The sequence below is a fragment of the Actinomadura livida genome (assembly GCF_014648675.1).
GTDB lineage: Bacteria > Actinomycetota > Actinomycetes > Streptosporangiales > Streptosporangiaceae > Spirillospora > Spirillospora livida.
Map to the genome: position 1 here is coordinate 34642 of NZ_BMRO01000003.1, position 23851 is coordinate 58492.

19 protein-coding genes are annotated in these 23851 nt (G+C 73.1%); 1 reads left to right on the forward strand and 18 read right to left on the reverse strand.

What is annotated here, in order from left to right; genetic code table 11:
* Window positions 1-14: 14 nt before the first annotated feature.
* From IEZ03_RS06835 to IEZ03_RS06855, 5 genes are all read right to left on the reverse strand, one after another.
* Window positions 15-1421, reverse strand: a complete 1407-nt coding sequence (locus IEZ03_RS06835) for an RsmB/NOP family class I SAM-dependent RNA methyltransferase (protein ID WP_184886316.1) — start codon at window positions 1419-1421, stop codon at window positions 15-17.
* Window positions 1421-2347, reverse strand: coding sequence for a methionyl-tRNA formyltransferase (gene fmt, locus IEZ03_RS06840; RefSeq protein ID WP_184886318.1), 927 nt, complete (start codon window positions 2345-2347; stop codon window positions 1421-1423). The genes IEZ03_RS06835 and fmt overlap by 1 nt, the downstream gene beginning before the upstream one ends.
* On the reverse strand, window positions 2348-2893 hold the full coding sequence (gene def / locus IEZ03_RS06845) for a peptide deformylase (protein WP_184886320.1): 546 nt from the start codon (window positions 2891-2893) through the stop codon (window positions 2348-2350).
* 95 nt (window positions 2894-2988) lie between these two features.
* On the reverse strand, window positions 2989-4812 hold the full coding sequence (locus tag IEZ03_RS06850) for a hypothetical protein (protein ID WP_184886322.1): 1824 nt from the start codon (window positions 4810-4812) through the stop codon (window positions 2989-2991).
* 16 nt (window positions 4813-4828) lie between these two features.
* Entirely contained in the window at window positions 4829-6964 is a 2136-nt protein-coding gene (locus tag IEZ03_RS06855) for a primosomal protein N' (RefSeq protein ID WP_184886324.1), read from the reverse strand.
* Window positions 6965-7232: 268 nt separating this feature from the next.
* Between IEZ03_RS06855 and IEZ03_RS06860 the strand changes: the two genes are divergently transcribed.
* Window positions 7233-8786 carry a DUF8823 domain-containing protein gene (locus IEZ03_RS06860; protein WP_184886326.1) on the forward strand — a complete coding sequence of 518 codons (1554 nt, stop codon included), beginning with the start codon at window positions 7233-7235 and terminating at the stop codon, window positions 8784-8786.
* Between the two features lie 111 nt (window positions 8787-8897).
* Here the strand turns inward: IEZ03_RS06860 and metK are convergent, their stop codons facing one another.
* From metK to pyrR, 13 genes are all read right to left on the reverse strand, one after another.
* Window positions 8898-10091 carry a methionine adenosyltransferase gene (gene metK, locus IEZ03_RS06865; RefSeq protein ID WP_184886328.1) on the reverse strand — a complete coding sequence of 398 codons (1194 nt, stop codon included), beginning with the start codon at window positions 10089-10091 and terminating at the stop codon, window positions 8898-8900.
* A gap of 217 nt (window positions 10092-10308) precedes the next feature.
* On the reverse strand, window positions 10309-11529 hold the full coding sequence (coaBC, locus tag IEZ03_RS06870) for a bifunctional phosphopantothenoylcysteine decarboxylase/phosphopantothenate--cysteine ligase CoaBC (RefSeq protein WP_184886330.1): 1221 nt from the start codon (window positions 11527-11529) through the stop codon (window positions 10309-10311).
* Between the two features lie 65 nt (window positions 11530-11594).
* On the reverse strand, window positions 11595-11849 hold the full coding sequence (gene rpoZ, locus IEZ03_RS06875; protein ID WP_021597645.1) for a DNA-directed RNA polymerase subunit omega: 255 nt from the start codon (window positions 11847-11849) through the stop codon (window positions 11595-11597).
* Window positions 11850-11914: 65 nt separating this feature from the next.
* Window positions 11915-12508, reverse strand: a complete 594-nt coding sequence (gmk, locus tag IEZ03_RS06880) for a guanylate kinase (protein WP_184890762.1) — start codon at window positions 12506-12508, stop codon at window positions 11915-11917.
* 159 nt (window positions 12509-12667) lie between these two features.
* Window positions 12668-12994: an integration host factor, actinobacterial type gene (gene mihF, locus IEZ03_RS06885; protein WP_021597647.1), complete on the reverse strand. Its 327-nt coding sequence runs from the start codon at window positions 12992-12994 to the stop codon at window positions 12668-12670.
* Window positions 12995-13782: 788 nt separating this feature from the next.
* On the reverse strand, window positions 13783-14484 hold the full coding sequence (gene pyrF / locus IEZ03_RS06890; RefSeq protein ID WP_184886331.1) for an orotidine-5'-phosphate decarboxylase: 702 nt from the start codon (window positions 14482-14484) through the stop codon (window positions 13783-13785).
* The gene (locus tag IEZ03_RS06895; protein WP_184886333.1) at window positions 14481-15461 is read right to left on the reverse strand and encodes a dihydroorotate dehydrogenase; all 981 of its coding nucleotides are present in this window, start codon (window positions 15459-15461) and stop codon (window positions 14481-14483) included. Before IEZ03_RS06895 ends, pyrF begins: the two co-directional genes overlap by 4 nt.
* Entirely contained in the window at window positions 15458-16345 is an 888-nt protein-coding gene (locus tag IEZ03_RS06900; protein WP_132044507.1) for an iron-sulfur cluster-binding protein, read from the reverse strand. Before IEZ03_RS06900 ends, IEZ03_RS06895 begins: the two co-directional genes overlap by 4 nt.
* Window positions 16346-16425: 80 nt before the next feature.
* On the reverse strand, window positions 16426-19794 hold the full coding sequence (gene carB, locus IEZ03_RS06905; RefSeq protein WP_184886335.1) for a carbamoyl-phosphate synthase large subunit: 3369 nt from the start codon (window positions 19792-19794) through the stop codon (window positions 16426-16428).
* Complete coding sequence (gene carA, locus IEZ03_RS06910) at window positions 19794-20909, reverse strand: glutamine-hydrolyzing carbamoyl-phosphate synthase small subunit (protein WP_184886337.1); 1116 nt, start codon at window positions 20907-20909, stop codon at window positions 19794-19796. The genes carB and carA overlap by 1 nt, the downstream gene beginning before the upstream one ends.
* Window positions 20906-22210, reverse strand: a complete 1305-nt coding sequence (locus IEZ03_RS06915) for a dihydroorotase (protein WP_184886339.1) — start codon at window positions 22208-22210, stop codon at window positions 20906-20908. Before IEZ03_RS06915 ends, carA begins: the two co-directional genes overlap by 4 nt.
* Window positions 22207-23148, reverse strand: a complete 942-nt coding sequence (locus IEZ03_RS06920; protein ID WP_184886341.1) for an aspartate carbamoyltransferase catalytic subunit — start codon at window positions 23146-23148, stop codon at window positions 22207-22209. Before IEZ03_RS06920 ends, IEZ03_RS06915 begins: the two co-directional genes overlap by 4 nt.
* The gene (pyrR, locus tag IEZ03_RS06925) at window positions 23145-23762 is read right to left on the reverse strand and encodes a bifunctional pyr operon transcriptional regulator/uracil phosphoribosyltransferase PyrR (RefSeq protein ID WP_207945448.1); all 618 of its coding nucleotides are present in this window, start codon (window positions 23760-23762) and stop codon (window positions 23145-23147) included. The genes IEZ03_RS06920 and pyrR overlap by 4 nt, the downstream gene beginning before the upstream one ends.
* Between the last annotated feature and the right edge of the window lie 89 nt (window positions 23763-23851).

The following is a 23851-nucleotide window of genomic DNA, read 5'->3' on the forward strand; positions in this document are numbered from 1 at the left end:
GAACCTCCAGGAGGTCAGGTGCGGCGCAGCAGAGCCAGGAACATCGCGTCCGTCCCGTGGCGGTGCGGCCAGAACTGGGCGTAAGGGCCGTTCCCCAATCCGGTCAGGTCATGCGCCACCGACGCCAGGACGGACGGCGCGTCCAGCCGTTCCACGTCGTCGCGCTTGCGCAGGACATCGTCCACCACCACCCGGGTCTCGGCGATGTGCGGCGAGCAGGTGACGTAGGCGACGACACCGCCCGGGCGGACGGCGTCCAGGGCCGAGGCGAGCAGCCCGCGCTGGAGGGGGCCGAGTTCGGCGACCGACTCGGGGCCGCGCCGCCAGCGGGCCTCAGGGCGGCGCCGGAGCGCGCCTAGGCCGGTGCAGGGCGCGTCCACCATGACCCGGTCGAAGGAACCGGGGCGCCACGCGGGCGCGGTGCCGTCGGCGGCGACCACCCCGGCGCGGTCGTCGACCGCGCGGCGGACGAGGCCGGCGCGGTGCGGCTGGATGTCGGCCGCCAGCAGGCGCGCATCGCGCTGGGTCGCGAGGCCGGAGAGCAGGCCCGCCTTGCCTCCGGGCCCGGCGCAGAGGTCGGCCCAGCGCGCATCTGGGCCGTCCAAGGGAGCTTCGGTCAGGGCCAGGGCGACCATCTGGCTCGCCTCGTCCTGGACGGCGGCGCGCCCGTCACGGACGGCGGCGATATCCGCCGGGTCCCCTTCGCCCAAGATGGCGGCGTACGGCGAGTACGGCGCCGGCTTGGCACCCGCCTCCTGCAGCTCCTGCACGGTGGCCCGGCCGGGGCGGGCGATGAGGGTGACGCGCGGACGGTCGTTGTCGGCGGCGAGCAGATCCTCGATCTCGGCGGCGCCGACGGCGTCCCGCAGAGCGGACACGATCCATTTGGGATGGCTGTGCGCGATCGACAGGCGAGTCAACGTGTCGGCGTCGGCGGGTGCCACGATCGCCAGCCACGCGTCCAGGTCGCGGCCGGCGACCTTGCGGAGCACCGCGTTGGCGAACTTGGCCTGCCCCGGGCCGGAGACCGACCGCGCCAGCTCGACCGTGGTCGCCACCGCGGCGTGCGAGGGGATGCGGGTCGCGAGAATCTGGTGCGCGCCGAGGCGCAGGACGTCCAGGAGCGGCGCGTCGATGCGGCGCAGTTCGCGGTCGCTGCATAGCGCGAGCACTGCGTCGTAGGTACCGCGGCCCCGCAGCGTGCCGTAGGTCAGCTCGGTGGCGAGGGCCGCGTCGCGTCCGGTGAGCCCGCGGTCGCGGAGCCGGGATGGCAGCAGCAGGTTGGCGTAGGCGTCGCGTGTCTCCACGGCGCGGATGACGTCGAACGCGGTGCGGCGGACGAGGTCCTGCGGACGTCCCGTCTTGCGCGGCCCGCCGGGCCTGCGGTTCTGGGTGTGTCGGCGGTTGCGTGCGGGCGGCATCAGTGCAGCGCGTCCTTGCCGGTGAGGTCGAGCCCGCGTACCCAGTCGGCGGCGCCCATGCGGCGCTTCCCTTGCGGTTGGACCTCGCCCAAGGCGACAGGATGTGTGGCCGTCCCCACCAGGACCTCGTTCTTCCCAGGGCGCAGTTCACCTGGGGAGAACTTCTCTGCGTCGGGCCTGAGGCGGACCGGCCCCAGCTTGACCCGCATGTCACGGAAGGTCGTCCACGCACCCGGGGCGGGGGTGCAGGCGCGGACGAGGCGATCGATGTGCATGGCGGGGCTGTTCCACTCGACGCGGGCGTCCTCGGGGGTCAGCTTGGCCGCGTGGGAGACGCCCTCGGTGGGCTGCGGCCGGGGCTCCAGGACTCCCTGCTCGATGCCGTTCATCGTGTCCAGCAGGAGGGCGGCGCCGGCGACCGCCAGCCGGCCCAGCAGGTCACCGGTGGTGTCATCGGGCCGGATCGGCTCGGTGAGGACGCCGTAGACGGGACCCGTGTCCAGGTCCTCCTCGATCTGGAACGTGGCCGCGCCGGTCATTTCATCGCCGTGCAGGATGGCGCGCTGGACGGGAGCGGCGCCGCGCCACGCGGGCAGCAGCGAGAAGTGCAGGTTCACCCAGCCGTGGCGCGGGATGTCCAGGGCCGCGCGGGGCAGCAGCGCCCCGTACGCGACGACCGGGCAGCAGTCGGGCGCGATCTCGCGCAGCCGGTCGAGGAACTCGGGGTCGCGGGCCCTGGCGGGCTTGAGCACCTCCAGGCCGGCCTCGGCGGCGAACGCACCCACCGGGCTGGCGCTCAGACGGCGCCCACGGCCCGAACGCCCGTCCGGACGGGTCACGACCGCTGCGACCTCGTGCGAGGACTCCAGAAGCGCTCTCAGCGACGGGAGCGCGGTCTCGGGGGTGCCCGCGAAGACGAGCCGCACCTAGATCGCCTTCCCGAAGGTCCGGTGCGGCGACTCCTTGACGACGGGGACCGGGTCGCCGAACCACTCGGCCTCCCTGATCGCCTTCATCGCGGCCTTGCGCTGCTCCGGATCCATCCGGTCGATGAAGATGACGCCGTCGAGGTGGTCGGTCTCGTGCTGGACGCAGCGGGCCAGCATGTGGGTGCCCTCGAGCGTGATCGGCTCCCCGTGCATGTTGAAGCCCTTCGCCACGGCGCGGACGGCCCGCGGCGTGGGGAACGCGAGGCCGGGCAGGGAAAGGCAGCCCTCGTCGTCGGTCTCCTGCTCGTCCGACAGGTCCAGGGTGGGGTTGACCACGTGGCCCAGCCGGTCGTCGACGTAGTAGGTGAACACCCGCAGGCCGACGCCGAGCTGCGGCGCGGCGAGGCCGGCGCCGGGCGCGTCGATCATCGTGTCGGTGAGGTCCTTGACGAGCTGCCGCAGCTCCTTGTCGAAGTCCTTCACCGGCTCAGCGGGCGTGCGCAGCACGGGATCACCGAAAAGGCGGATGGGCTTGACGGCCAACGAAGGCTCCGTTTCCTACGAGATTCCCCGGGAGTTCCTGCGGTTCGTGCACGGCGGGATGCTCCGTTCAGTCTACGGAGGCGAACCGTGAACATTCACACGCTGCGACCGGCTCCCTGGTTGGCCGAACGCGCCTTGTAGGCGGCGGTACGGGCCGCCTTGGCGGTCGCCCTGTCGGGGTGGTGCGCGCCCAGGGCCTCCAGGACGTCGGCCACACCGGGATGGTCGGTGCGCCACAGTTCGTCGACCATCTGCTCCATCTCCGTCCCCGGCGGGGTGTCGAGGAGCGCCGCCTCGACCGCCTCCTCGGGTTCGGCGGTCTCCAGCATCCCTGCGACGGTGTCGACGAACACCCACAGGTACTCCTCGCGGGCCAGCTCCCGTCCCGATGGGTCCCCCGTGGCGTTCAGCCAAAGCGCGGCGTAGGGCGAGACGAGCGGATGCTCCTGCGCGGCGCGGACCACGCCGGCGGCCTCCGGGCCGATGCGGTGCAGGACGGCCGCCGCCAGGTTGCGCGCGCCCGGACCGCCGGTGCGCATGACGTCCAGGAGGTCGGCGGCGGCGTCCTTGGGGTCCTGGCCGGCCAGCCAGCCGTCGATCTCCTCGTCCGCGGCCTCCGGCCGGTACCAGGTGAGGCCGGCGATGAGCTCGGAGGCCCTGGCGCCGGCCAGCTCGCCGACGACCGGCGCGGTGAAGCCGTCCGCGATGAGCAGCTCCCGCACGGCCCACACGCCCAGCGGCGTCAGCTCGCGCCCCTCACCGGACTCTTCCGCACCGGACTTCTGGACGACGCCCCATTCCTCCAGGGTCGCCAGTTCGAGGTGGAACGCGTCCGACACGAGCGCCGGCATGCCATCGGCGTCGGACAGGTCGTAGGCCTCCTCAACGTGGTCGAGCAACGCGCCGAGAAGGGTCGCGGGCTCCGTCGGCTCTTCCTGCTCGTACAGGTGGATGAGGACGCCGGTCATCTCGTTCTGGACGAGTTCCACCGCGTCCAGGCCGTCGGCATAGTCGTGGCCGGGCACCGCCAGAGCGTCGAACAGCGGCAGCCAGGCGCCGAGCAGCGTCGTGTCATCGGTGGAACGGAGGCCGTCCAGGGCGGGGCCCGGGCCGGCCGTACCGTCGTCGGCCGTGATCATTTCCGCCTCGACGGCGGCCCACCAGAACCGCTCCAGCTCCCCCGAGTCCTCCATCTGGCCGTGGCGCCGCGGGGTGTCCAGGCCGAGCACGGCACCGGCGGCCTCGGCGTCGGCCTCGGTGAGCGTGTCGTGCTCGGTGAGGTCACGCTCGCCCGTCCAGTCGGCCAGGGCGAGGGTGAGGCGGGTCAGGCGGGACCGGCGCACGGCGTCCGCCAGCTCCGCCTGCGGGGCGAGATGCACCGGCGGGACGACCAGCTCCTCGACCTGGCGCAGGTAGCCCTCGGTGCGGGCGTAGCGCTCGTGGTCGGGCAGCGCCTCGAAGTCGCTGATCCACGCCTCGACCGCCTCCTGGTCGTCCAGGGAGACCCCGTCGGCCTGCATCAGCCCGCCGATGACCTCCGCGGCGGCCTGCCGCTCCTCGGTGTCCACCGAGGCGACGAGCTCCTCGAACTCGGGCCCGATCCGGTCGATCTCGGCCTCCAGGCCGGCGGCGGCGTCAGGCGTGACGGCCTTCGTGTCGCGCAGGTACGCGGCGATCCGGCGGAGGACGTCCAGGATCGTGGGGACGTCCTCGCGCCCGGCGACCACGGACTCGGGGAACACCTTCAGCAGGAGCTCGCGCAGATGCTCCGGAGTGAGCGCATCCGGGCCGGGCAGGCCCATCTCCTTCTGCGCGAGGTCGAGCAGGATCCGAGCTCCCGGCTCGTCCAGCGCCTTGCCGTGTTCGTCCGCCCACCGCCGCAGGTCGCCCACGGTGGTCTCCACCCAGTTGTCGGCCACGCGAGAACCCTATTGGTCAGATCAACTCCAGGGGGTCGATCTGGACTCGTACGGTCTCCGTGGCCTTGCGCGCGCTGCGCACGCCCTGGGCTTCCTTCAGCGCGCGCGCCAGCGCGTGTCCTGCGGCCCGGGGCACGCGGATCAGTGCGCGCTCCTTGTCCTGGGCGTCGGTTCCCGCCTGCGGGCCGGGAGCCGGCGGGACGGGGACGGGCCCGAGCACCTCCGCGCCTTCGGGCAGCCGGGCGTCGGCCAGGAGGTCCCGGATGGCCGCGGGCGTCCCGGTCAGGGAGGCCATCCGCGCCGCGGGCGGGAAACCGACATCCCTGCGCTCGGCCAGCTCGCGCTCCGCGTAGGTGACCGGGTCCCACCGGACGAGGGCCTGGACGGCGGGCAGCGTCCCTTCCGCTGCCACCACGACCGGCCCCTGCGCGCGCACGAGCGCCGCCGCGTTCATCCAGCGCCGCAGCGTCTCCTCCCCGGCGCGAAGGTCCGGCCGCCCTAGCAGCACCCAGCCGTCCAGCAGCAGCGCGGCCCGGTAGCCGTCCTCCGCGGGCGGTTCCGCCCCGGGCGTGGCCACCACTAGAGCCCGTTCTGGGCCGACCCGTTCGAGGATGGCGTCCCGGCCGGAGGTGCGCACCGGCACGCCGGGGAACGCCCTGCCCAGCTCCTCCGCCGTGCGTTTGGCGCCCACCACCACGGCACGCACCTGGAAGAAGCCGCACTCGGGGCAGTGCCAATCGCCCGCGATGCGCCCGCACCACCGGCAGTGCGGAGCGGCATGGGACGACGGCAGCGACAGCGGCCCCTGGCAGGCCGCGCACTGGGCCGGGGTACGGCAGCGCCCGCACGCGATGCCCGGCACGTATCCGCGCCTCGGCACCTGCACCAGGACGGGCCCGTCCTGCAACGCCTGCCGCGCCGCTTCGAACGCGACGTTCGGCAGGCGCGCGGTACGGGCGGCGGCGTCCCGGGCGAGCTGGGCGTCCTCGCCGACGTAGCGGACGCGGGGCATCGCCGTCCGGACGCGCTGCCGGTCCGCCGCGAGCGCGTGCGCCCAGCCGGTCTCGACGAGCTGGGTGGCGTCGGTGGTCCGCGTGTACCCGCCGATCAGCGCCGCCGCGCCCGCCCTGTGGGCGCGCAGGGCGAGGACCTCGCGCGGATGCGGGTACGGCGCGTGCGGCTCGGCGTGGACGTCGTCCCCGTCGTCCCACAGCACGACCAGGCCGAGATCGGCGACGGGGGCGAACATGGCGGCGCGCGTGCCCACCACCGCCCGCGCGGAGCCGCGCAGGACGGCCAGCCACCTCCGGTAGCGCTCCGCCGGGCCGAGTTCCGCCGTCAGCGCGACGTGCAGGCCCTCCCCCAGCTCCGCCTCCAGCGCGGCGTCCATCCGCGCCACATCGCGGCCGTCGGCCACGACGACCAGTGCGCCGCGTCCACTTCGCAGGGCCACGGCGACTGCGCGCGCTATGGCGGCCGTCCAGTCGGGCCCGGGCAGGGCCGTCCACACCGCCCGGGGCGCCCTGCCATCAGCCAGAGCGCTCAGGAACGACGCCCCCGCCGGGTAGTCACGCCATACGCCGACGTCCACTTCGGCGCCGTCATCGGGCGGTTCGGCGTCGTCACCGGGCGCGGCCCCAGGTTCCGCCTCTACACGGGCGTGCCGCGGTGGGACGGCGAGCCGGAGCACGTCCGCGAACGTCCCCGCGTACCGGTCGGCGACCTCCCGCACCAGCGCCGCCACCTCCGCGGTGAGCACGGCCTCGGACGACGTGACCCGCTCCAGGTACAGGAGCTTCCCGTCGTGGCCGCTCTCGGCGACCCGCTCCAGCAGGAAACCGTCGACGAGCTGCCCGGCGAAACGCACCCGCACGCGGCAGCCGGGCACGGCCTTGGCGGCCAGCTCGGCGGGAACCAGGTAGTCGAAGGGCCGGTCCAGGTGGGGCAGGGACATGTCGACCGCGATCCGCGCGACGGGGAGTTCCTCGGCGGGCCGCCGCGCACCCTTCTTCGCGGCCTTCCCCGACTTGGCGGACCTGCCCGGCTTGGCGGACTTGCCCGGCTTAGCGGACTTGCCCGGCCCGTCCACGGGCCGCTCCGGCAGATCGCCCAGCCCCGGGATGAGGTCCGTCCCCCCGCCGTCCTTCGTCACGACCCCGTCCTACCAGATCAGCCCGACAGCCGACCGCGCACGCTAGGGTTGATCCGTTCGAACGGGGTGCGCATCCGCCGGTCGCGCCGGTCGACCGCCCGATGCCTCCCGAGCCCCAGCCGCCCGACGAGCCCGTGCAGGCGATGACAACCAGGCGATGACAACACCGCATACCCGAGAGCGGGCGGACGCTCCTGCCCTGGAGAGCGCGTCGCGCCGCTCCCCGTCCCCGGCGCCCTGGAGAAAGTGGGCGAACCCGCGTCACCCCGTGGTGGCGGCCACGTTCGCCTCGGCCGTCCTCCACCTCGTGTGGGCGCTGTACCTGGCGACGGAAGGCGGTGACCTCGCGGCGCAGGCCGCGTGGACGGACTTCGTCTGGCAGCACCCAGACGCCGCGTACAGCTTCGCCTGGTACGGCGGGATGCACCCGGCGTCCTACAGCGTCCTGTCCCCGCACCTCATGGCGCTGTTCGGCATCCGCACGGTCGCCGTGGTGACAGGCACGGTCTCGGCGGCGCTCACCGCGCACCTCCTGCGGCGGTTCAAGGCGCCCGTGGCGCTGCCCGCCTCCCTCTGGGTCGCGTTCGCGCTGGCATGCAACGCCGCGTCCGGCCGGACCACGTTCGGGCTGGGCCTCATGTTCGCGCTCCTGGCGACGATCGCGGCGTTCACCCGCCGCGGCACCCCCGCCCTGCGCGCGGCGGGGATGGTCGTCCTCAGCCTCCTCGCGTCGCTGGCGAGCCCGGTCGCGGGCCTCTTCCTCCTCGTGCTGGCCGCCGCGCTGTTCCTGACCGGGCGCCGCCGCGCCGGGGTCTGCCTCGCCGTGGGCCTGCCCCTCGTCGTGGGCACGACGAGCCTGCTGTTCCCCTTCGACGGCATCCAGCCCATCTCGTTCACCGCCATCGTCCTGCCCGCCGTCACCGGCGTGATCGCCGTGCTGACGTGCGCGCCGAAGAACTGGACCCTCGTCCGGGTCGGCGCCGCCGTGTACCTGGCCGGGATCGTCCTGACGTGGCTGATCCCGTCCCCGGTCGGCAGCAACGTCGAGCGGCTCTCGCTGCTGTTCGGCGGGATGTTCCTGCTGTCGGCCGTCGCGCGCGCGCAGGGCCGCCTGCGGATCGCCGTCCTGTCCCTGGCCTTCATCGTCACCGCGTCCTGGCAGGTCGTGAAGCCCGTCGACGACCTCATCCACACCGAACCCGCCGACGAGGCCGCCGCGCACGCCAGCGGCCTCGTCACCGAGCTGACGAACCTCGGCGCCGGCAAGGGGCGCATCGAGGTCGTCCCGCTGCGCTCCCACTGGGAGGCGGCGGGGATGAGCCGCCACTTCAACCTCGCGCGCGGCTGGAACCGCCAGGTCGACGCCGAACGCCACGGCCTGTTCTACGAGGACGGCGCGCTGACGTCCGACTCCTACCGCGACTGGCTGCACAAGTGGGCGGTGCAGTACGTCGTCCTGCCCGAGCAGGAGAACGACTGGGCGGCGCAGGAGGAGGCCGCGCTCGTCGCCGAGGGCCAGCCGTACCTGACGGAGATCTGGCACGACGAGCACTGGCGGCTGTACCGCGTCCTGCGGGCGACGCCCCTGGTCGACCGCCCGGCGTCCGTCCACGAGCTCGACGCGGGCGAACTCGTCGTGGACATGCCGTCGAGCGGTTCCGTCCTGGTGCGCGCCTACTGGTCGCCCTGGCTGAGGGTGACGGGCGGGGACGCGTGCCTGGCGCGCGAGGGCGAGTTCATCCGGCTGCAGGCGGACGGGCCCGGCCGCTACACCATCGGCGCCCGCTACGGCCTCCGGCGCGGCAACCACTGCGCCCCCTGAGCGGACACGGCCGACCGCCACGCCGAACGAAACACCGCACGCACGAAGAAGAGCCCCGGGCGACGTCCCCGGGGCTCTTCCCGTTTGCCGGACCACGGTCCGGACGGTCGGCTACAGGCCGGCGGCGGAGGCCAGGTCCTTGGCGCGGTCCGTCGACTCCCAGGAGAAGTCGGGCTCGCTCCGGCCGAAGTGGCCGTACGCGGCGGTCTGCTGGTAGATCGGGCGGAGCAGGTCCAGGTCGCGGACGATCGCGGCCGGGCGCAGGTCGAAGACCTCGGAGATCGCCTTCTCGATCTTCTCGGGGGCGACCTTCTCGGTGCCGAAGGTCTCCACGAAAACCCCGACCGGGTGGGCCTTGCCGATCGCGTAGGCGACCTGGACCTCGGCGCGGTCGGCGAGCTGCGCGGCGACGATGTTCTTGGCGACCCAGCGCATCGCGTACGCGGCGGACCGGTCGACCTTGGACGGGTCCTTCCCGGAGAACGCGCCGCCGCCGTGCCGCGCCATGCCGCCGTAGGTGTCCACGATGATCTTGCGGCCGGTGAGCCCGGCGTCGCCCATCGGGCCGCCGATCTCGAAGCGGCCGGTCGGGTTGACCAGCAGCCGGTAGCCCTCGGTGTCGAGCTCGAACCCGGCGAGCACCGGGTCGACGACGTGCTCCTTGATGTCCGGGGCCAGCAGTTCCTTCAGGTCGATGTCGGGGGCGTGCTGGCTGGACACGACGACGGTGTCGAGGCGGACGCCGCGGTCGCCGTCGTACTCGATGGTGACCTGGGTCTTGCCGTCGGGGCGCAGGTAGGGGACGTCGCCGCTCTTGCGGACGGCGGACAGCCGGTGCGCGAGCCGGTGCGCGAGCGTGATCGGCAGCGGCATGAGGTCGGGCGACTCGTTGGTGGCGTAGCCGAACATCAGCCCCTGGTCGCCGGCGCCCTGCCGGTCCAGCTCGTCGACGCCCTCGCCCTCGCGGGCCTCGTAAGCGTCGTCGACGCCCTGCGCGATGTCGGGCGACTGGGCGCCGATGGACACCGACACACCGCAGGAGTGGCCGTCGAAGCCCTTCTTTGACGAGTCGTAGCCGATCTCCAGGATCTTCTCGCGGATCACGCCGGGGATGTCCACGTAGGTCTCGGTGGTGACCTCACCGGCGACGTGGACCTGCCCGGTCGTGATCATCGTTTCGACGGCGACCCGGCTCTTCGGGTCGTCCTTGAGCATCGAGTCGAGGATCGCGTCGCTGATCTGGTCCGCGATCTTGTCCGGGTGTCCTTCGGTGACGGACTCGGAGGTGAACAGGCGGCGAGGCACGTACGTGAACTCCTTGCAGCGGCTGCTGACTGTCGTCGCAGGGACGGATGTCTTGTCGAGTTCGGCAGGGGACCCCGCCCCCCGCCGGGTTTCCCACGGGTGTCATTGCGGAGTCTAGCGGGAACGCCGAACGCCGCCGCGATCGCCGGGAGACGCGGGGGCCTCCGCCGCGCCGGCCGGCGGCGCACCGGCCGCGGGCCGCCGGGCGGGGACGGCGTCAGCCGGCCGGCGGCGGGACGAGGCGTGCGGCGACCTGGTCCCAGACGACCTCGGCCAGCGCCTCCTTGGCGCCGCGCGGCACCTCGGTCTGCGAGCCGTCCGCGCCGAGGATCACCGCGGCGTTGTCCGGCCGCCCGAACGTGAGCCCCTCCCCGACCTGGTTGACGACGAGCAGGTCGCAGCGCTTGCGGGCGAGCTTGGCGCGGCCGTTCTCCAGGACGTCGTCGGTCTCGGCCGCGAAGCCCACGATCACCTGCCCGGGGCGGCGCCTCTCGCCGAGCTCGGCGAGGATGTCGGGGTTCTTGGCCAGCCGGATCGGCTCCGGCTCGCTTCCCTCGGACTTCTTGATCTTGGAGCCCTGGTAGCCGGCCGGGCGGAAGTCGGCGACGGCGGCGGCCATGACGACCGCGTCGGCGGCGCCGGCGGCCTTCAGGACGGCCTCGCGCATGTCCTCGGCCGACTCCACGGGCACGATCTCGGCCCCGGCCGGGTCGGGCAGGGCGACGTTGGCGGAGACGAGCGTCACGCGGGCGCCGCGGGCCACGGCGGTGCGGGCGAGCGCGTAGCCCTGCAGGCCCGACGAGCGGTTCCCGAGGAAGCGGACGGGGTCGAGGGCCTCGCGGGTGCCGCCGGCCGAGACGACGACGTGCCGCCCGGCGAGGTCGCGGCCGTCCGCGCCGCGCGCCAGCACGTGCCGGGCGACCTCGAACAGCTCGGCGGGCTCGGGCAGCCGGCCGGGGCCGGTGTCCTTGCCGGTGAGGCGCCCGGACGCCGGTTCGACGACGACGGCGCCGCGGCTCCGCAGCGTCGCCGCGTTCGCCCGCGTCGCGGGATGCTCCCACATCTCGGTGTGCATCGCGGGCGCGAACACGACCGGGCAGCGGGCGGTGAGCAGGGTGTTGGTGAGCAGGTCGTCCGCCAGGCCGCCGGCGGCCCGGGCGAGCAGGTCGGCGGTGGCGGGGGCGACGAAGACCAGGTCGGCCTGCTGCCCGAGCCTGACGTGCGGGACGTCGGCGACGCCGTCCCACACCCCCGTCGAGACCGGTTTCCCCGACAGGGCGGCCCAGGTGGGTTCGCCGACGAAGCGGAGCGCGTCCTCGGTCGGGACGACGGTGACGTCGTGGCCCGACTCGGTGAGCCGCCGGAGCAGTTCGCACACCTTGTACGCGGCGATGCCGGCGCTCACTCCGAGCACGACGCGCGGCTTGGGGGAGGTCATGCCGCCCACTGTGCCATCAGGCACCGGACGGGTTCCCGCCGGGGTCGCCCCGGGCGGGGCCGCTCTCAGCCCTCGATGGGCTCGGCGTTCAGGAGGCCCTCGCGCGTCTCGCGGAGCGCGATCGACAGGGGCTTCTCCTGGACCTGCGTCTCGACGAGCGGGCCGACGTACTCCAGCAGGCCCTCGCCCAGCTGGGCGTAGTAGGCGTTGATCTGCCGGGCGCGCTTGGCCGCGATGCTCACGAGGCCGTACTTGGTGTCGACGACTTCGAGGAGCTCGTCGATCGACGGGTTGGTGATGCCCTCATTGCTGGCTGCCACTCGGTGGCCTTCCCTAGGTCTCGCTCCGGTGTTGCGTTCCGCGCCCGCCGGACGCGGCGGACGCACTAGTGAACAGCCATCAAGGCTAGCAGCTCATCGCACACGTCCTGGACGGACGTGTTGACGAGCGTGACGTCGAACTCCTTCTCGGCGGCGAGCTCGACGCGGGCGGCCGCGAGGCGGCGCTCGACGACCTCGGGGGGCTCGGTGCCGCGGCCGGTCAGCCGGCGGACGAGCTCCTCCCAGCTGGGCGGCGCGAGGAACACCAGCAGCGCCTCGGGCATGGTGCGGCGCACCTGCCGGGCGCCCTGGAGGTCGATCTCCAGGAGGACCGGCTCGCCGCGGTCCAGGCGCTCCTCGACGGGCCGCCGCGGGGTCCCGTAGCGGTTGCCCGCGAACTCGGCCCATTCGAGGAGCTCCCCCTCGTCGACGAGCCGGTCGAAACCGGCGTCGTCGACGAAGAAGTACTGCACACCGTGGGTCTCACCCGGCCGGGGGGGCCGGGTGGTCACCGAGACCGACAGCCACACCCGGGGGTGCGCTCGCCGGATCTCGGCGACGACCGTGCTCTTGCCGACGCCCGACGGCCCGGAGAGGACCGTCAGGCGCCGCGAGAGCGGGCCAGGCGTTTCGGAGCCTTCCGGAGCCGCGTCGAACATTCTCATCCGGCCCGTCCGGGGACGTGCGCCCCGCGAGGGGCGGCCGGTGATGGGAGGCGTTCGGCGCGTGCGCCGGAGCCGGGCGGGATGGTGCCGGTCCCGGGTCGCCCCGGTCCGGCCGCGGCGGCCTGGCCGCAGCGCCCGCCCGTGAGTCGCGCGTCAGCGGTTCGCACTTCCGCCGAACTCACGCTCCAGGGATGCGCGCTGGTTGGCGCCGAGGCCCCGCACACGGCGGGACTCGGCGATGCCCAGGCGCTCCATGATCTGCTTCGCACGGACCTTGCCCACACCGGGCAGTGATTCGAGGAGCGCCGACACCTTCATCTTTCCGATGACGTCGTCGGACTGACCCTCTTTGAGAACCTCGGCGAGCGAGGTTCCCCCGTGCTTCAGCTTGTTCTTAACCTCGGCCCGCTCCTTGCGAGCCTTGGCAGCCTTCTCCAGGGCTGCGGCGCGCTGTTCGGGGGTTAGGGGCGGAAGAGCCACGCCGGGTCACCTCAGGTTTCCACTCGACGGAGTCGGACGGGTTGGGAAACTAGCGAGTTCACCGCCCTTTAGGCAACGTGAAGTGCCGTTTAGCCCGCCACAAATTCATGAAAATCACTCCTTGGAGTGTCCTGAATACAGAGTGTACCCAATCGAGGCCCCTCGGCCGCCCATCCCGGCGCCTTGCTGGGACTTTCGCTTGATCGTGAAAATCCCCCCTTTCTGACCCCATATGCGGCACTCGGTACCGGTTTGCGGGCGGGGTTCGCGCCCCCGCCGCGGCGCCGTCCGGCGCCCCGCGAACCCTCCGCAGGGCCCCGCGGACGGGGCCTGTGAGGTCCCCCACAAATGATCCCGACCGAGTGACACTCGTCACGCCGCGCCGTTCCGCACGTCGCGCCGGGAGGGTTACTGTCATCCTCGACAACACCCCGACCGCCGAGATCGCGCCAGCCACCGGAGGGCACCGCCACCGCTCCAGCTCCCCGCCCGCCGCCAGGGCATCGCACATGGACGCGGAACCGCCGGCGATCCGCCGGGGACGTTCCCCGGCATGAATCGTCGCCCCGCGTGAACGAGTTCGTCGTTCGGTACGTATCGCAATGCGGAGGAGTCCGTCTCCGTAATCGCATGCGAGTAAAACCACAAAGTGCGATACCGCACGTCCTAGAACCCCTTAGCAAAACCTGCTCAGAAAGCAGAACCCGTCACTTGTTCACCGGGGAGGCCCTCCGGATGCGCGGCGGCCGGGCTCCGCGCACCGGGGCCGCCGGCGCGGGCCCGCGCGCTCACGGTGCGCCGGCGGACGTCCTGCGGAGGGCGGCGGCTATGGCGGCCGCGGCGGCGCCGGGATCGGGCGCGGCGGTGATGGGACGGCCGATGACCAGCAGGTCCGCCCCGGCGGCCAGGGCGTCCTCCGGGGTGGCGACGCGGGCCTGGTCCTGGTTGGCGGAGCCCTCGGGGCGGACGCCCGGCGTGATGAGCGTGATGCCTGGGCCGACCTCCGCGCGGACGGCCGCGGCCTCCTGCGGGGAGCAGACGAGCGCCTGGGCGCCCGCCTCGACGGCGAGGACGGCCAGCCGGCGGACGGCGTCCGGGGCGGGGCCCGCGAGGCCGAGGGCGGTGAGGTCGGCCTCGCCGAGGGACGTCAGCACGGTCACCGCGGCGATCTTCGTGGCGGGGGCCGCCTCGACGGCCGCGCGGATCATCGCGGGCCCGCCCGCGGCGTGCACGGTCAGGTAGGACGGCTTGAGGCGGGCGACGGCGCGGGCGGCGCCGCGGACCGTCGCGGGGATGTCGTGCAGCTTGAGGTCCAGGAAGACCTGGACGCGGCTGGCGCCCCGGACGCTGGCGACGACGTCCGGCCCGTAGCGCAGGTAGAGCTCCAGGCCCACCTTGACGGTGGAGACGTGCGGCGTGACCAGGGTGGCCCAGCGGGCGGCCGTCTCCAGGTCGGGCGCGTCGAGCGCGACGGCGATGGGGGCGGTCACAGCTTCTCCTTCTCGGGCTCTTGCGGGCGCACCTGGGGCGGGACGTACCCGGCGGGCTTGTGCGCGAGTCCGACGGCGTCGGCGAGGCGCCCGATGCGGCGGGCCGCGAGGGCGTCCTCCAGCTCGCGCAGGACGCGGGGCCCGGCGGAGGGGTCGTGGAAGACGGCGGTGCCGACGGCGACGGCGGAGGCTCCGGCCAGGATGAACTCCAGCGCGTCCAGGCCGGTGGCGATGCCGCCGACCCCGATGATGGGCGTGCTCGGCAGCGCCGCGTGCACCTGGTAGACGCAGCGGACCGCGATCGGGCGGACGGCCGGCCCGGACAGGCCGCCCGACACGCCGGTGAGGGCGGGCCGCAGCGTCTTCGGGTCGATCGCCATGCCCTCCATGGTGTTGATGAGGGTGAGGCCGTCGGCGCCCGCGTCGACGCAGGCCAGGGCTATGGTGACGATGTCGGTGACGTCGGGGGCGAGCTTGGCGAAGACGGCCGTGCCGGGCCGGGCGTGGTCGCGGACGGCCCGGACGACGGACGCGGCGGCGGCCGGGTGCCAGGCGAACACGCGGCCGCGGTCCTCGGCGTTCGGGCAGGCGACGTTGACCTCGATGGCGGCGACGCCCGGGACGTTGCGGAGGCGGCGGCCGAGGTCGGCGTACTCCTCGACGCTGTTGCCGGCGACGGAGACGATCGTGCGGACGTCCTGCTCCATGAGCCAGGGAAGGTCACGTTCCAGGAACGTCTCGATGCCGGGCCCGGGGAGGCCCATCGCGGTGAGGAGGCCGCTGGGCGTCTCGGTGACCCGTGGTGTGGGACGTCCCGCGCGCGCTTGGGACATCACAGACGTGGTGACGAAGGCGCCCAGGCGGGTGAGGGCGAAGAACTGGGCGAGCTCCCGTCCCGTCCCACCGCACCCGGAGGCCGTCATGACGGGGTTGGGCAGTTCCAGGGGCCCGAGTGAGGTCCTGACCCGGTCGCTCATCGAGGACCCCTTTCGGAGACGCTCAGGACGCGCGGCGCGCCGAGCGCGTCGAACGGGATGGTTCCGAGGTCGCCCCACCGGACGCGGTCGCCGCGCAGGACGGGCCCGTCCGCGCAGGCGCGGACCATGCGGGTCACGCCGTCGTCGCCGTGCACGGGCAGCATGCAGGTCATGCAGACGCCGATGCCGCAGGCGCCCGTCCGCTGGAGGAACTCCTCGACCGACACCTGGGAGGGCAGGCCGAAGTCGCCCGCGACCTGGGTGACCGAGCGGAGCAGGTCCGTGGGGCCGCAGCCGTAGACGACGTCGGCGCCGGTCTCCTCGATGACGCGCGGCAGGACGTCGCGGACGGTGCCGGTCTCCCCCATCGACCCGTCCTCGGTGGCGACGGTGGAGCTGTCGCCGATGCGCTGCGCCATGCGGGAGCCGAACACCTGCCGGGCGGACGGCCCGCCGAGCACGAAGTGCACCTGGCAGCCGCGGCGCAGCAGCGCGTCGGCGAGGGCGAACACGGCGGCCGCGCCGGGCCCGCCGCCGACGAGCAGGCAGCTCACCGGGTCGCGGGGCAGCCGGAACGGGCGGCCGAGCGGCCCGACGAGGTCGATCTGGTCGCGGGAGCGGCGCCCGGCGAGCCAGGCGGTGCCGGGCTCGGTGTCGGCGAACACCAGCTCGACGGTGCCGCCGTAGTCGGACTTGACCTCGTGCACCCCGAAGCAGCGGCGGACCAGCCGGGACGTGTGCTCGCCGCCGACGGCGAGCGCCAGGAACTGGCCGGGCCGGAACCGCTCGGCGATGGCCGGGGCCACCAGCGTCAGCGCGTGGTAGTCCTGCACCTGGCGGACCGTCAGAACCGTCCCCGACGTCTGCACCGGTGTGTCGGACACCCGTCTCCCTCTCCTCGTCGCGTGCGCCGGCCGGGCGGGGCGCGGCACGTCCCGCCCGGCCCCGCCCGTCCCGGCTTCTGTCACCCGGAGGCCATACTGCCGTCACCGTCCGGGGACGGCCCGCCGACGCGCCCACGGGACCCGCCGAGCCGCTCGGCGTGCTCCTGGAGGGAGCGGACGCCGACCTGGCCTCCGGCGACGGCCTCGATGCCCTGCACGGCCGCCGCGAGCCCCTGCACGGTCGTCACGCACGGTACGCCCCGCAGCACCGCCGCGGTGCGGATCTCGTAACCGTCGAGCCGCGGCCCGGACTGGCCGGGGCTGCCGAAGGGAGTGTTGACGATGAGGTCGACCTCGCCGTCCAGGACGCGCCGCACGATCGTGGGCTCGCCGGACGGTCCCGGACCCTCGCTGTGCTTGCGCACGATCTTGGCACGCACGCCGTTGCGGCGCAGGACCTCGGCGGTCCCCTCCGTGGCAAGAATCTCAAAGCCCAGGTCAGCGAGGCGCTTGACGGGGAACACCATGTGCCGTTTGTCGCGGTTCGCCACCGAGACGAAGGCGCGGCCCTTGGTCGGCAGCGAGCCGTAGGCGGCCTGCTGCGACTTGGCGAAGGCGGTGCCGAACACCTCGTCGATGCCCATGACCTCGCCGGTCGACCGCATCTCGGGGCCGAGGACGGTGTCGACGCCCTGGCCGCGCTCGTTGCGGAACCGGTCGAACGGCAGCACGGCCTCCTTCACCGCGATCGGCGCGTCCAGCGGCAGGGACCCGCCGTCGCCCGCCGCCGGGAGCATCCCCTCGGCGCGCAGCCCGGCGATGGTCTCGCCCATCATGACGCGGGCGGCGGCCTTGGCGAGCGGCACGGCCGTCGCCTTGGACACGAAGGGGACGGTCCGGGACGCGCGCGGGTTGGCCTCCAGGACGTACAGGACGCCCGCTGACAGCGCGTACTGCACGTTCATGAGCCCGCGCACCCCGATGCCGCGCGCGAGCGCCTCCGTCGACTCGCGGATGCGGCGGATGTCGTCGTGCCCGAGCGTGATGGGCGGCAGCGCGCAGGCCGAGTCGCCGGAGTGGATGCCGGCCTCCTCGATGTGCTCCATGACGCCGCCGAGGTAGAGCTCCTCGCCGTCGAACAGGGCGTCCACGTCGATCTCGATGGCCTCGTCCAGGAAGCGGTCGACCAGGACGGGGTGCTCCGGGCTCGCTTCGGTGGCGCGGGCCATGTACGACTCCAGCGTGGCGTCGTCGTACACGATCTCCATGCCGCGCCCTCCGAGGACGTACGAGGGACGCACGAGAACGGGGTAACCGATCTCGCCGGCGATTTCGAGGGCCTCCCGGTAGGACGTGGCCGTGCCGTGCTTGGGCGCGAGCAGCCCCGCCCTGTGCAGGACGCGCCCGAACGCGCCGCGCTCTTCCGCGAGGTGGATGCTCTCGGGCGAGGTGCCCACGATGGGGACACCGGCGTCCTTGAGCTTCTGGGCGAGCCCCAGGGGCGTCTGCCCGCCGAGCTGGACGATGACGCCCGCGACCTCACCGGTCTGCTGTTCGGCGTAGACGACCTCTAGGACGTCCTCCAGGGTGAGGGGCTCGAAGTAGAGCCGGTCGGAGGTGTCGTAGTCGGTGGAGACCGTCTCGGGGTTGCAGTTGACCATCACGGTCTCGTAGCCCGCGTCGGCCAGCGTGAACGACGCGTGGACGCAGGAGTAGTCGAACTCGACGCCCTGGCCGATGCGGTTGGGGCCGCTGCCGAGGATGAGCACCTTGGGCTTGGTGCCCGGCGGTACTTCGGTCTCCTCGTCGTAGGCCGAGTAGAGGTAGGGGGTCTGCGCCTCGAACTCGGCCGCGCAGGTGTCCACGGTGAGGTAGACGGGGCGGACGCCGAGGGCGTGGCGCACTTCCCTGACGACGTCCTCGGAGAGGTTCCGCAGCTCGCCGATCTGCGCGTCGGAGAACCCGTGCCGCTTGGCGCGCAGCAGCTTCTCCCTGGTGAGCGCGTCGTCGGCGGTGCGGATCTCCTCGGCGGTCTCGTTGACGGCCGCGATCTGGTCGAGGAACCAGGGGTCGATGCCGGTCGCCTCGTAGAGCTCCTCGATGCTCGCGCCCGCCCAGAGCGCCCGCTGGACGTCCTTGAGGCGTCCGTCGTGCGGGCGCCGGGCCGACTCGACCAGCGCGGCGGCGTCCGGCTCGCCCGCCCAGCTGAACGACGAGCCCTTCTGCTCCAGCGACCGCATGGCCTTCTGCAGCGCCTCGGTGAAGCAGCGGCCGATGGCCATGGCCTCGCCCACGGACTTCATGTGCGTGGTGAGGGTGCCGTCCGCGCCGGGGAACTTCTCGAACGCGAACCGGGGCACCTTCACCACGACGTAGTCGAGCGTGGGCTCGAACGACGCGGGCGTCTCCCGGGTGATGTCGTTCGGGATCTCGTCCAGCGTGTAGCCGATCGCCAGCTTCGCCGCGATCTTCGCGATCGGGAAGCCGGTGGCCTTGGACGCCAGCGCCGACGACCGCGACACCCGCGGGTTCATCTCGATGACGATCATCCGGCCGGTGCCGGGGTGCACGGCGAACTGGATGTTGCAGCCGCCGGTGTCGACGCCGACCTCGCGGATCACGGCGATCGCGACGTCCCGCATGTTCTGGTACTCGCGGTCGGTCAGCGTCATCGCGGGCGCGACCGTGATCGAGTCGCCGGTGTGCACGCCCATCGGGTCGAGGTTCTCGATCGAGCACACGATCACCACGTTGTCGCGGCGGTCGCGCATGACCTCCAGCTCGTACTCCTTCCAGCCGAGGATCGACTCCTCCAGGAGCACCTCGGTGGTCGGGGACGCGTCCAGGCCGGTGCCGGCGATGCGGCGCAGGTCGTCCTCGTCGTGGGCGAACCCCGAGCCGGCGCCGCCCATCGTGAACGAGGGCCGCACGACGAGCGGGTACCCAAGCTCGCCCGCCGCGGCGAGGCAGTCCTCCATCGAGTGGCAGATGCGCGACCGGGCGGACTCGGCGTTCAGGCCCCGCTCCCGCGCGACCTTGGCGACGACGTCCTTGAACTTCTCCCGGTTCTCCCCCGCCTGGATCGCCGCCACGTCGGCGCCGATCAGCTCGACCCCGTACTTGGCGAGGACGCCGCCCTCGTAGAGCGCGATCGCGGTGTTCAGGGCCGTCTGGCCGCCGAGCGTGGGCAGCAGCGCGTCCGGGCGCTCCTTCGCGATGATCTTCTCGACGACCTCGGGGGTGATCGGCTCGACGTAGGTCGCGTCGGCGAACTCGGGGTCGGTCATGATCGTGGCCGGGTTGCTGTTGACCAGCGTCACCCGCAGGCCCTCGGCCTTGAGCACCCGGCACGCCTGGGTGCCGGAGTAGTCGAACTCGCACGCCTGGCCGATGACGATCGGCCCGGAGCCGATGACCAGGACGGACTTCAGGTCGTCCCTGCGCGGCATTACTCCGACCCTCCCATCAGCTCGCAGAAGTGGTCGAAGAGCCCCGAGGCGTCGTGCGGGCCGGCCGCCGCCTCCGGGTGGTACTGCACGCTGAACGCCGGACGCTCCAGGAGTCTCAGCCCCTCCACACAGCCGTCGTTGAGATTGACGTGGGTGACTTCGGCGGGGCCGTAGGGGGTGTCGAACGGGCCGTCCTTGGGGGCGTCCACCGCGAACCCGTGGTTGTGGGCCGAGATGTGGACCCTGCCGCTGGCGCGGTCCTGGACGGGCTGGTTGACGCCCCGGTGGCCGAACCGCAGCTTGTACGTGCCCAGCCCCAGGGCACGGCCGAATATCTGGTTGCCGAAGCAGATGCCGAAGAACGGGGTCCCGGCGTCCAGGACGCCTTTCAGCGCGTCCACGGCGTAGCCTGCGGCGGCGGGGTCGCCGGGGCCGTTGGAGAAGAACACGCCGTCCGGTTCGAGGGCGAGGATCTCCGCGGTGGTGCTGGCCGCCGGGAGGATGTGCACCTCGCACCCGCGCAGGGCCAGCCGGTGCGGCGTCATGGCCTTGATGCCGAGGTCGACGGCCGCGACCGTGAAGCGCTTCTGGCCCTCGGCCGGGACGACGTACGGTTCGGTGGTCGAAACGTCCCTCGCGAGGTCGGCGCCCTCCATCGAGGGGCTCTGCCGCACACGCTCCAGCAGCGCCTCCACGCCCGGCTCGGCCGCCGTCCCGCTGAACACTCCGGCGCGCATCGCGCCCCTGTCGCGCAGATGGCGCGTCAGCGCACGGGTGCCGGGGATGGCGATGCCCACCACGCCCTGCTCACGCAGCGCCGAACCCAGCGACCCGGTGGCGCGCCAGTTGGACGCCACACGGGCGGGCTCACGCACGACGTAGCCGGCGACCTGGATCCGCCCTGACTCGGGGTCCTCGCCGTTGATGCCGGTGTTGCCTATGTGGGGGGACGTCATGGCCACGATCTGGCGGGCGTACGAAGGGTCGGTGAGCGTCTCCTGGTAACCGGTCATCCCGGTGTTGAAGACCATCTCGCCGAAGGTCTCGCCCTCGGCGCCGTACGCGGCCCCGTGGAACACCCTGCCGTCTTCCAGAACGAGCAGAGCAGGGGTCATTGCAGTTTCCCTTCCAGGACGGTCGGCTTTCCGCGCAGGAACGTGGCGACGACCCGTCCCGGCAGTTCCAGGCCCGCGAACGGGGTGTTGCGGCTCTTGGACGTCATCGCCGTCGGGTCGACGGTGCCGCGGGGCGACGGGTCGTACAGCGTGATGTTGGCGGGCGACCCCGTCTCCAGCGGGCGGCCCTGGCCGGAGAGGCGGCCGATGCGGGCGGGCGCGGCGGACATGCGGTCGGCGACCCCGGCCCAGTCGAGCAGCCCGGTCTCGACCATGGCCTCCTGGACGACCGGCAGCGCCGTCTCCAGGCCGATCATGCCCATCGCCGCCACCGCCCACTCGGTCTCCTTGGCCTCGACGGGGTGCGGGGCGTGGTCGGTGGCGACGCAGTCGATCGTCCCGTCCGCGAGGGCGTGCCGCAGGGCGGTGACGTCGTCGGCGGTGCGCAGCGGCGGGTTCACCTTGAAGATCGGGTCGTAGGTCACGGCGCGGGCGTCGTTCAGCAGCAGGTGGTGCGGGGTGACCTCGGCGGTCACCGGGCAGCCCTTGCTCTTGGCCCAGCGGAGGATCTCCACCGAGCCCGCCGTGGACACGTGGCACACGTGCAGCCGCGACCCGACGTGCTGGGCGAGCAGGACGTCCCGCGCGATGATCGCCTCCTCGGCGACCGCGGGCCAGCCGCGCAGCCCGAGCGCGGCGGACATCTCGCCCTCGTTCATCTGCGCGCCCTCGGTGAGGCGCGGCTCCTGCGCGTGCTGGGCGACGACGCCGCCGAACGCCTTCACGTACTCCAGGGCCCGGCGCATGATGACCGCGTCCGACACGCAGTGCCCGTCGTCGGAGAACACCCGGACCCGGGCGGCGGAGTCGGCCATCGCGCCCAGCTCCGCGAGCTGCTCGCCGGCGATGCCCCGCGTGACCGCCCCCACGGGCTGGACGTCGCAGTACCCGGCCTCGCGCCCCAGGCGCCACACCTGCTCCACCACGCCCGCGGTGTCGGCGACGGGCTCGGTGTTGGCCATCGCGTGGACCGCGGTGTACCCGCCCATCGCGGCGGCCTTCGTCCCGGACTCGACGGTCTCGGCGTCCTCGCGGCCCGGCTCGCGCAGGTGCGTGTGCAGGTCCACCAGACCGGGCAGCGCGACGAGCCCCTCGGCGTCGACGACCTGCGCCCCGGCGGCGTCCAGCCCGGACCCCACCTCCGCGATCACGCCCTCGCGCACCAGGACGTCGGCGGCCTCCCCGCCGAGGATCCGCGCGCCCCTGATGATGTACTTCACGGCTTCTCTCCGCTCGCTCACTGGGTGGCCTCCTGGCCGATGGCGGGCTCGGAGCCGCCGAGCAGGAGGTAGAGGACGGCCATGCGGGCGCTGACGCCGTTGGCGACCTGGTCGACGATGGTGGAGCGGACCGAGTCGGCGACCTCGGCGGCGATCTCGACGCCGCGGTTCATCGGCCCGGGGTGCATGACGATGGCGTGCTCGGGCAGCTCGGCCATGCGCTCGGCGGTCAGGCCGTAGCGGCGGCTGTACTCCCGGACGGTCGGGAAGTAGGCGGCGTTCATCCGCTCCTGCTGGACGCGCAGCATCATGATGACGTCGCTCTTGGCGAGGACGGCGTCCAGGTCGTAGGAGACCGAGCACGGCCAGGTGTCGATCGCGACCGGCAGCAGCGTCGGCGGCGCCACCACGGTGATGTCGGCGCCGAGGGTGTCGAGCAGCAGGACGTTGGATCGTGCCACCCGGCTGTGCAGGACGTCGCCGACGATCGTGACCCTGCGGCCGTCCAGCTCGCCGAGGCGGCGGCGCATCGTGAACGCGTCCAGCAGGGCCTGCGTCGGGTGCTCGTGGGTGCCGTCGCCGGCGTTGATCACGCTGCCCTGCACCCAGCCCGCCAGCCGGTGCGGCGCGCCCGAGGCGCCGTGCCGGATGACGACGCCGTCCGCGCCCATCGCCTCCAGGGTCAGGGCGGTGTCCTTCAGGCTCTCGCCCTTGGAGACGCTCGACCCCTTCGCGGAGAAGTTGATGACGTCCGCCGACAGCCGCTTGGCGGCCGCCTCGAACGAGATGCGGGTGCGGGTGGAGTCCTCGAAGAAGAGGTTGACGACCGTCCGGCCGCGCAGCGTCGGGAGCTTCTTGATCGAGCGGCCGGCGATCTGGGCGAGCTCCTCGGCGGTGTCGAGGACGAGCAGCGCGTCGTCGCGGCTCAGGTCGGCGGCGGAGATCAGATGGCGGTTCATTCGGCGCCCCCCGTCGGGCCGGGCGGGACGGGCCCCAGCAGGACCGCGTCGTGCCCGTCGTTCTCGTCCAGCAGGACCTTCACGGTCTCGCGCATCGAGGTGGGCAGGTTCTTGCCGACGTAGTCGGCGCGGATCGGCAGCTCCCGGTGCCCGCGGTCGACCAGCACGGCCAGCTGGACCGCGCGGGGCCGCCCGAGGTCGTTGAGGGCGTCCAGCGCGGCGCGCACCGTCCGGCCGGAGAACAGCACGTCGTCGACCAGGACGACGACCCGGTCGTCGATCCCCTCGGCGGGCAGCTCGGTGCGGCCGAGGGCGCGGGCGGGCCGCATCCGCAGGTCGTCGCGGTACATCGTCACGTCGAGCGAGCCCCAGGGCACCGGGCGCCCCTCGACCTCGCGCAGCGCGCCCGCCAGCCGCTCGGCCAGCGTCACGCCGCGGGTCTGGATGCCGAGCAGCAGGACGTCGTGGCCGCCCTTGGTGCGCTCGAGGATCTCGTGTGCGATCCGGGTCAGCGCGCGTCTGATGTCCGGTCCCTCCAGCACGGCTTTTTGCCGAGGGTCACCGTCCGCCACGCGCGCCCCGGCAGGCCGTTCCGGCCTGGAGGCAGCATTCACCACCGGAACCTCCTTTCCCGCCTCACTGGACGGGCTTTAAAGGACGTCTTGTCGTGCACACGTTAGCAGCAGGCCAGGAGCGCCCCGGC

Excerpts from the sequence above, each read along its gene's own strand:
- IEZ03_RS06895 (WP_184886333.1), bottom strand. The coding sequence starts at position 15,461 with ATGAGCGACCGGGTCAGGACCTCACTCGGGCCCCTGGAACTGCCCAAC.
- IEZ03_RS06835 (WP_184886316.1), bottom strand. The coding sequence starts at position 1,421 with ATGCCGCCCGCACGCAACCGCCGACACACCCAGAACCGCAGGCCCGGC.
- IEZ03_RS06920 (WP_184886341.1), bottom strand. The coding sequence starts at position 23,148 with ATGAACCGCCATCTGATCTCCGCCGCCGACCTGAGCCGCGACGACGCG.
- carA (WP_184886337.1), bottom strand. The coding sequence starts at position 20,909 with ATGACCCCTGCTCTGCTCGTTCTGGAAGACGGCAGGGTGTTCCACGGG.
- carB (WP_184886335.1), bottom strand. The coding sequence starts at position 19,794 with ATGCCGCGCAGGGACGACCTGAAGTCCGTCCTGGTCATCGGCTCCGGG.
- gmk (WP_184890762.1), bottom strand. The coding sequence starts at position 12,508 with ATGTTCGACGCGGCTCCGGAAGGCTCCGAAACGCCTGGCCCGCTCTCG.
- coaBC (WP_184886330.1), bottom strand. The coding sequence starts at position 11,529 with ATGACCTCCCCCAAGCCGCGCGTCGTGCTCGGAGTGAGCGCCGGCATC.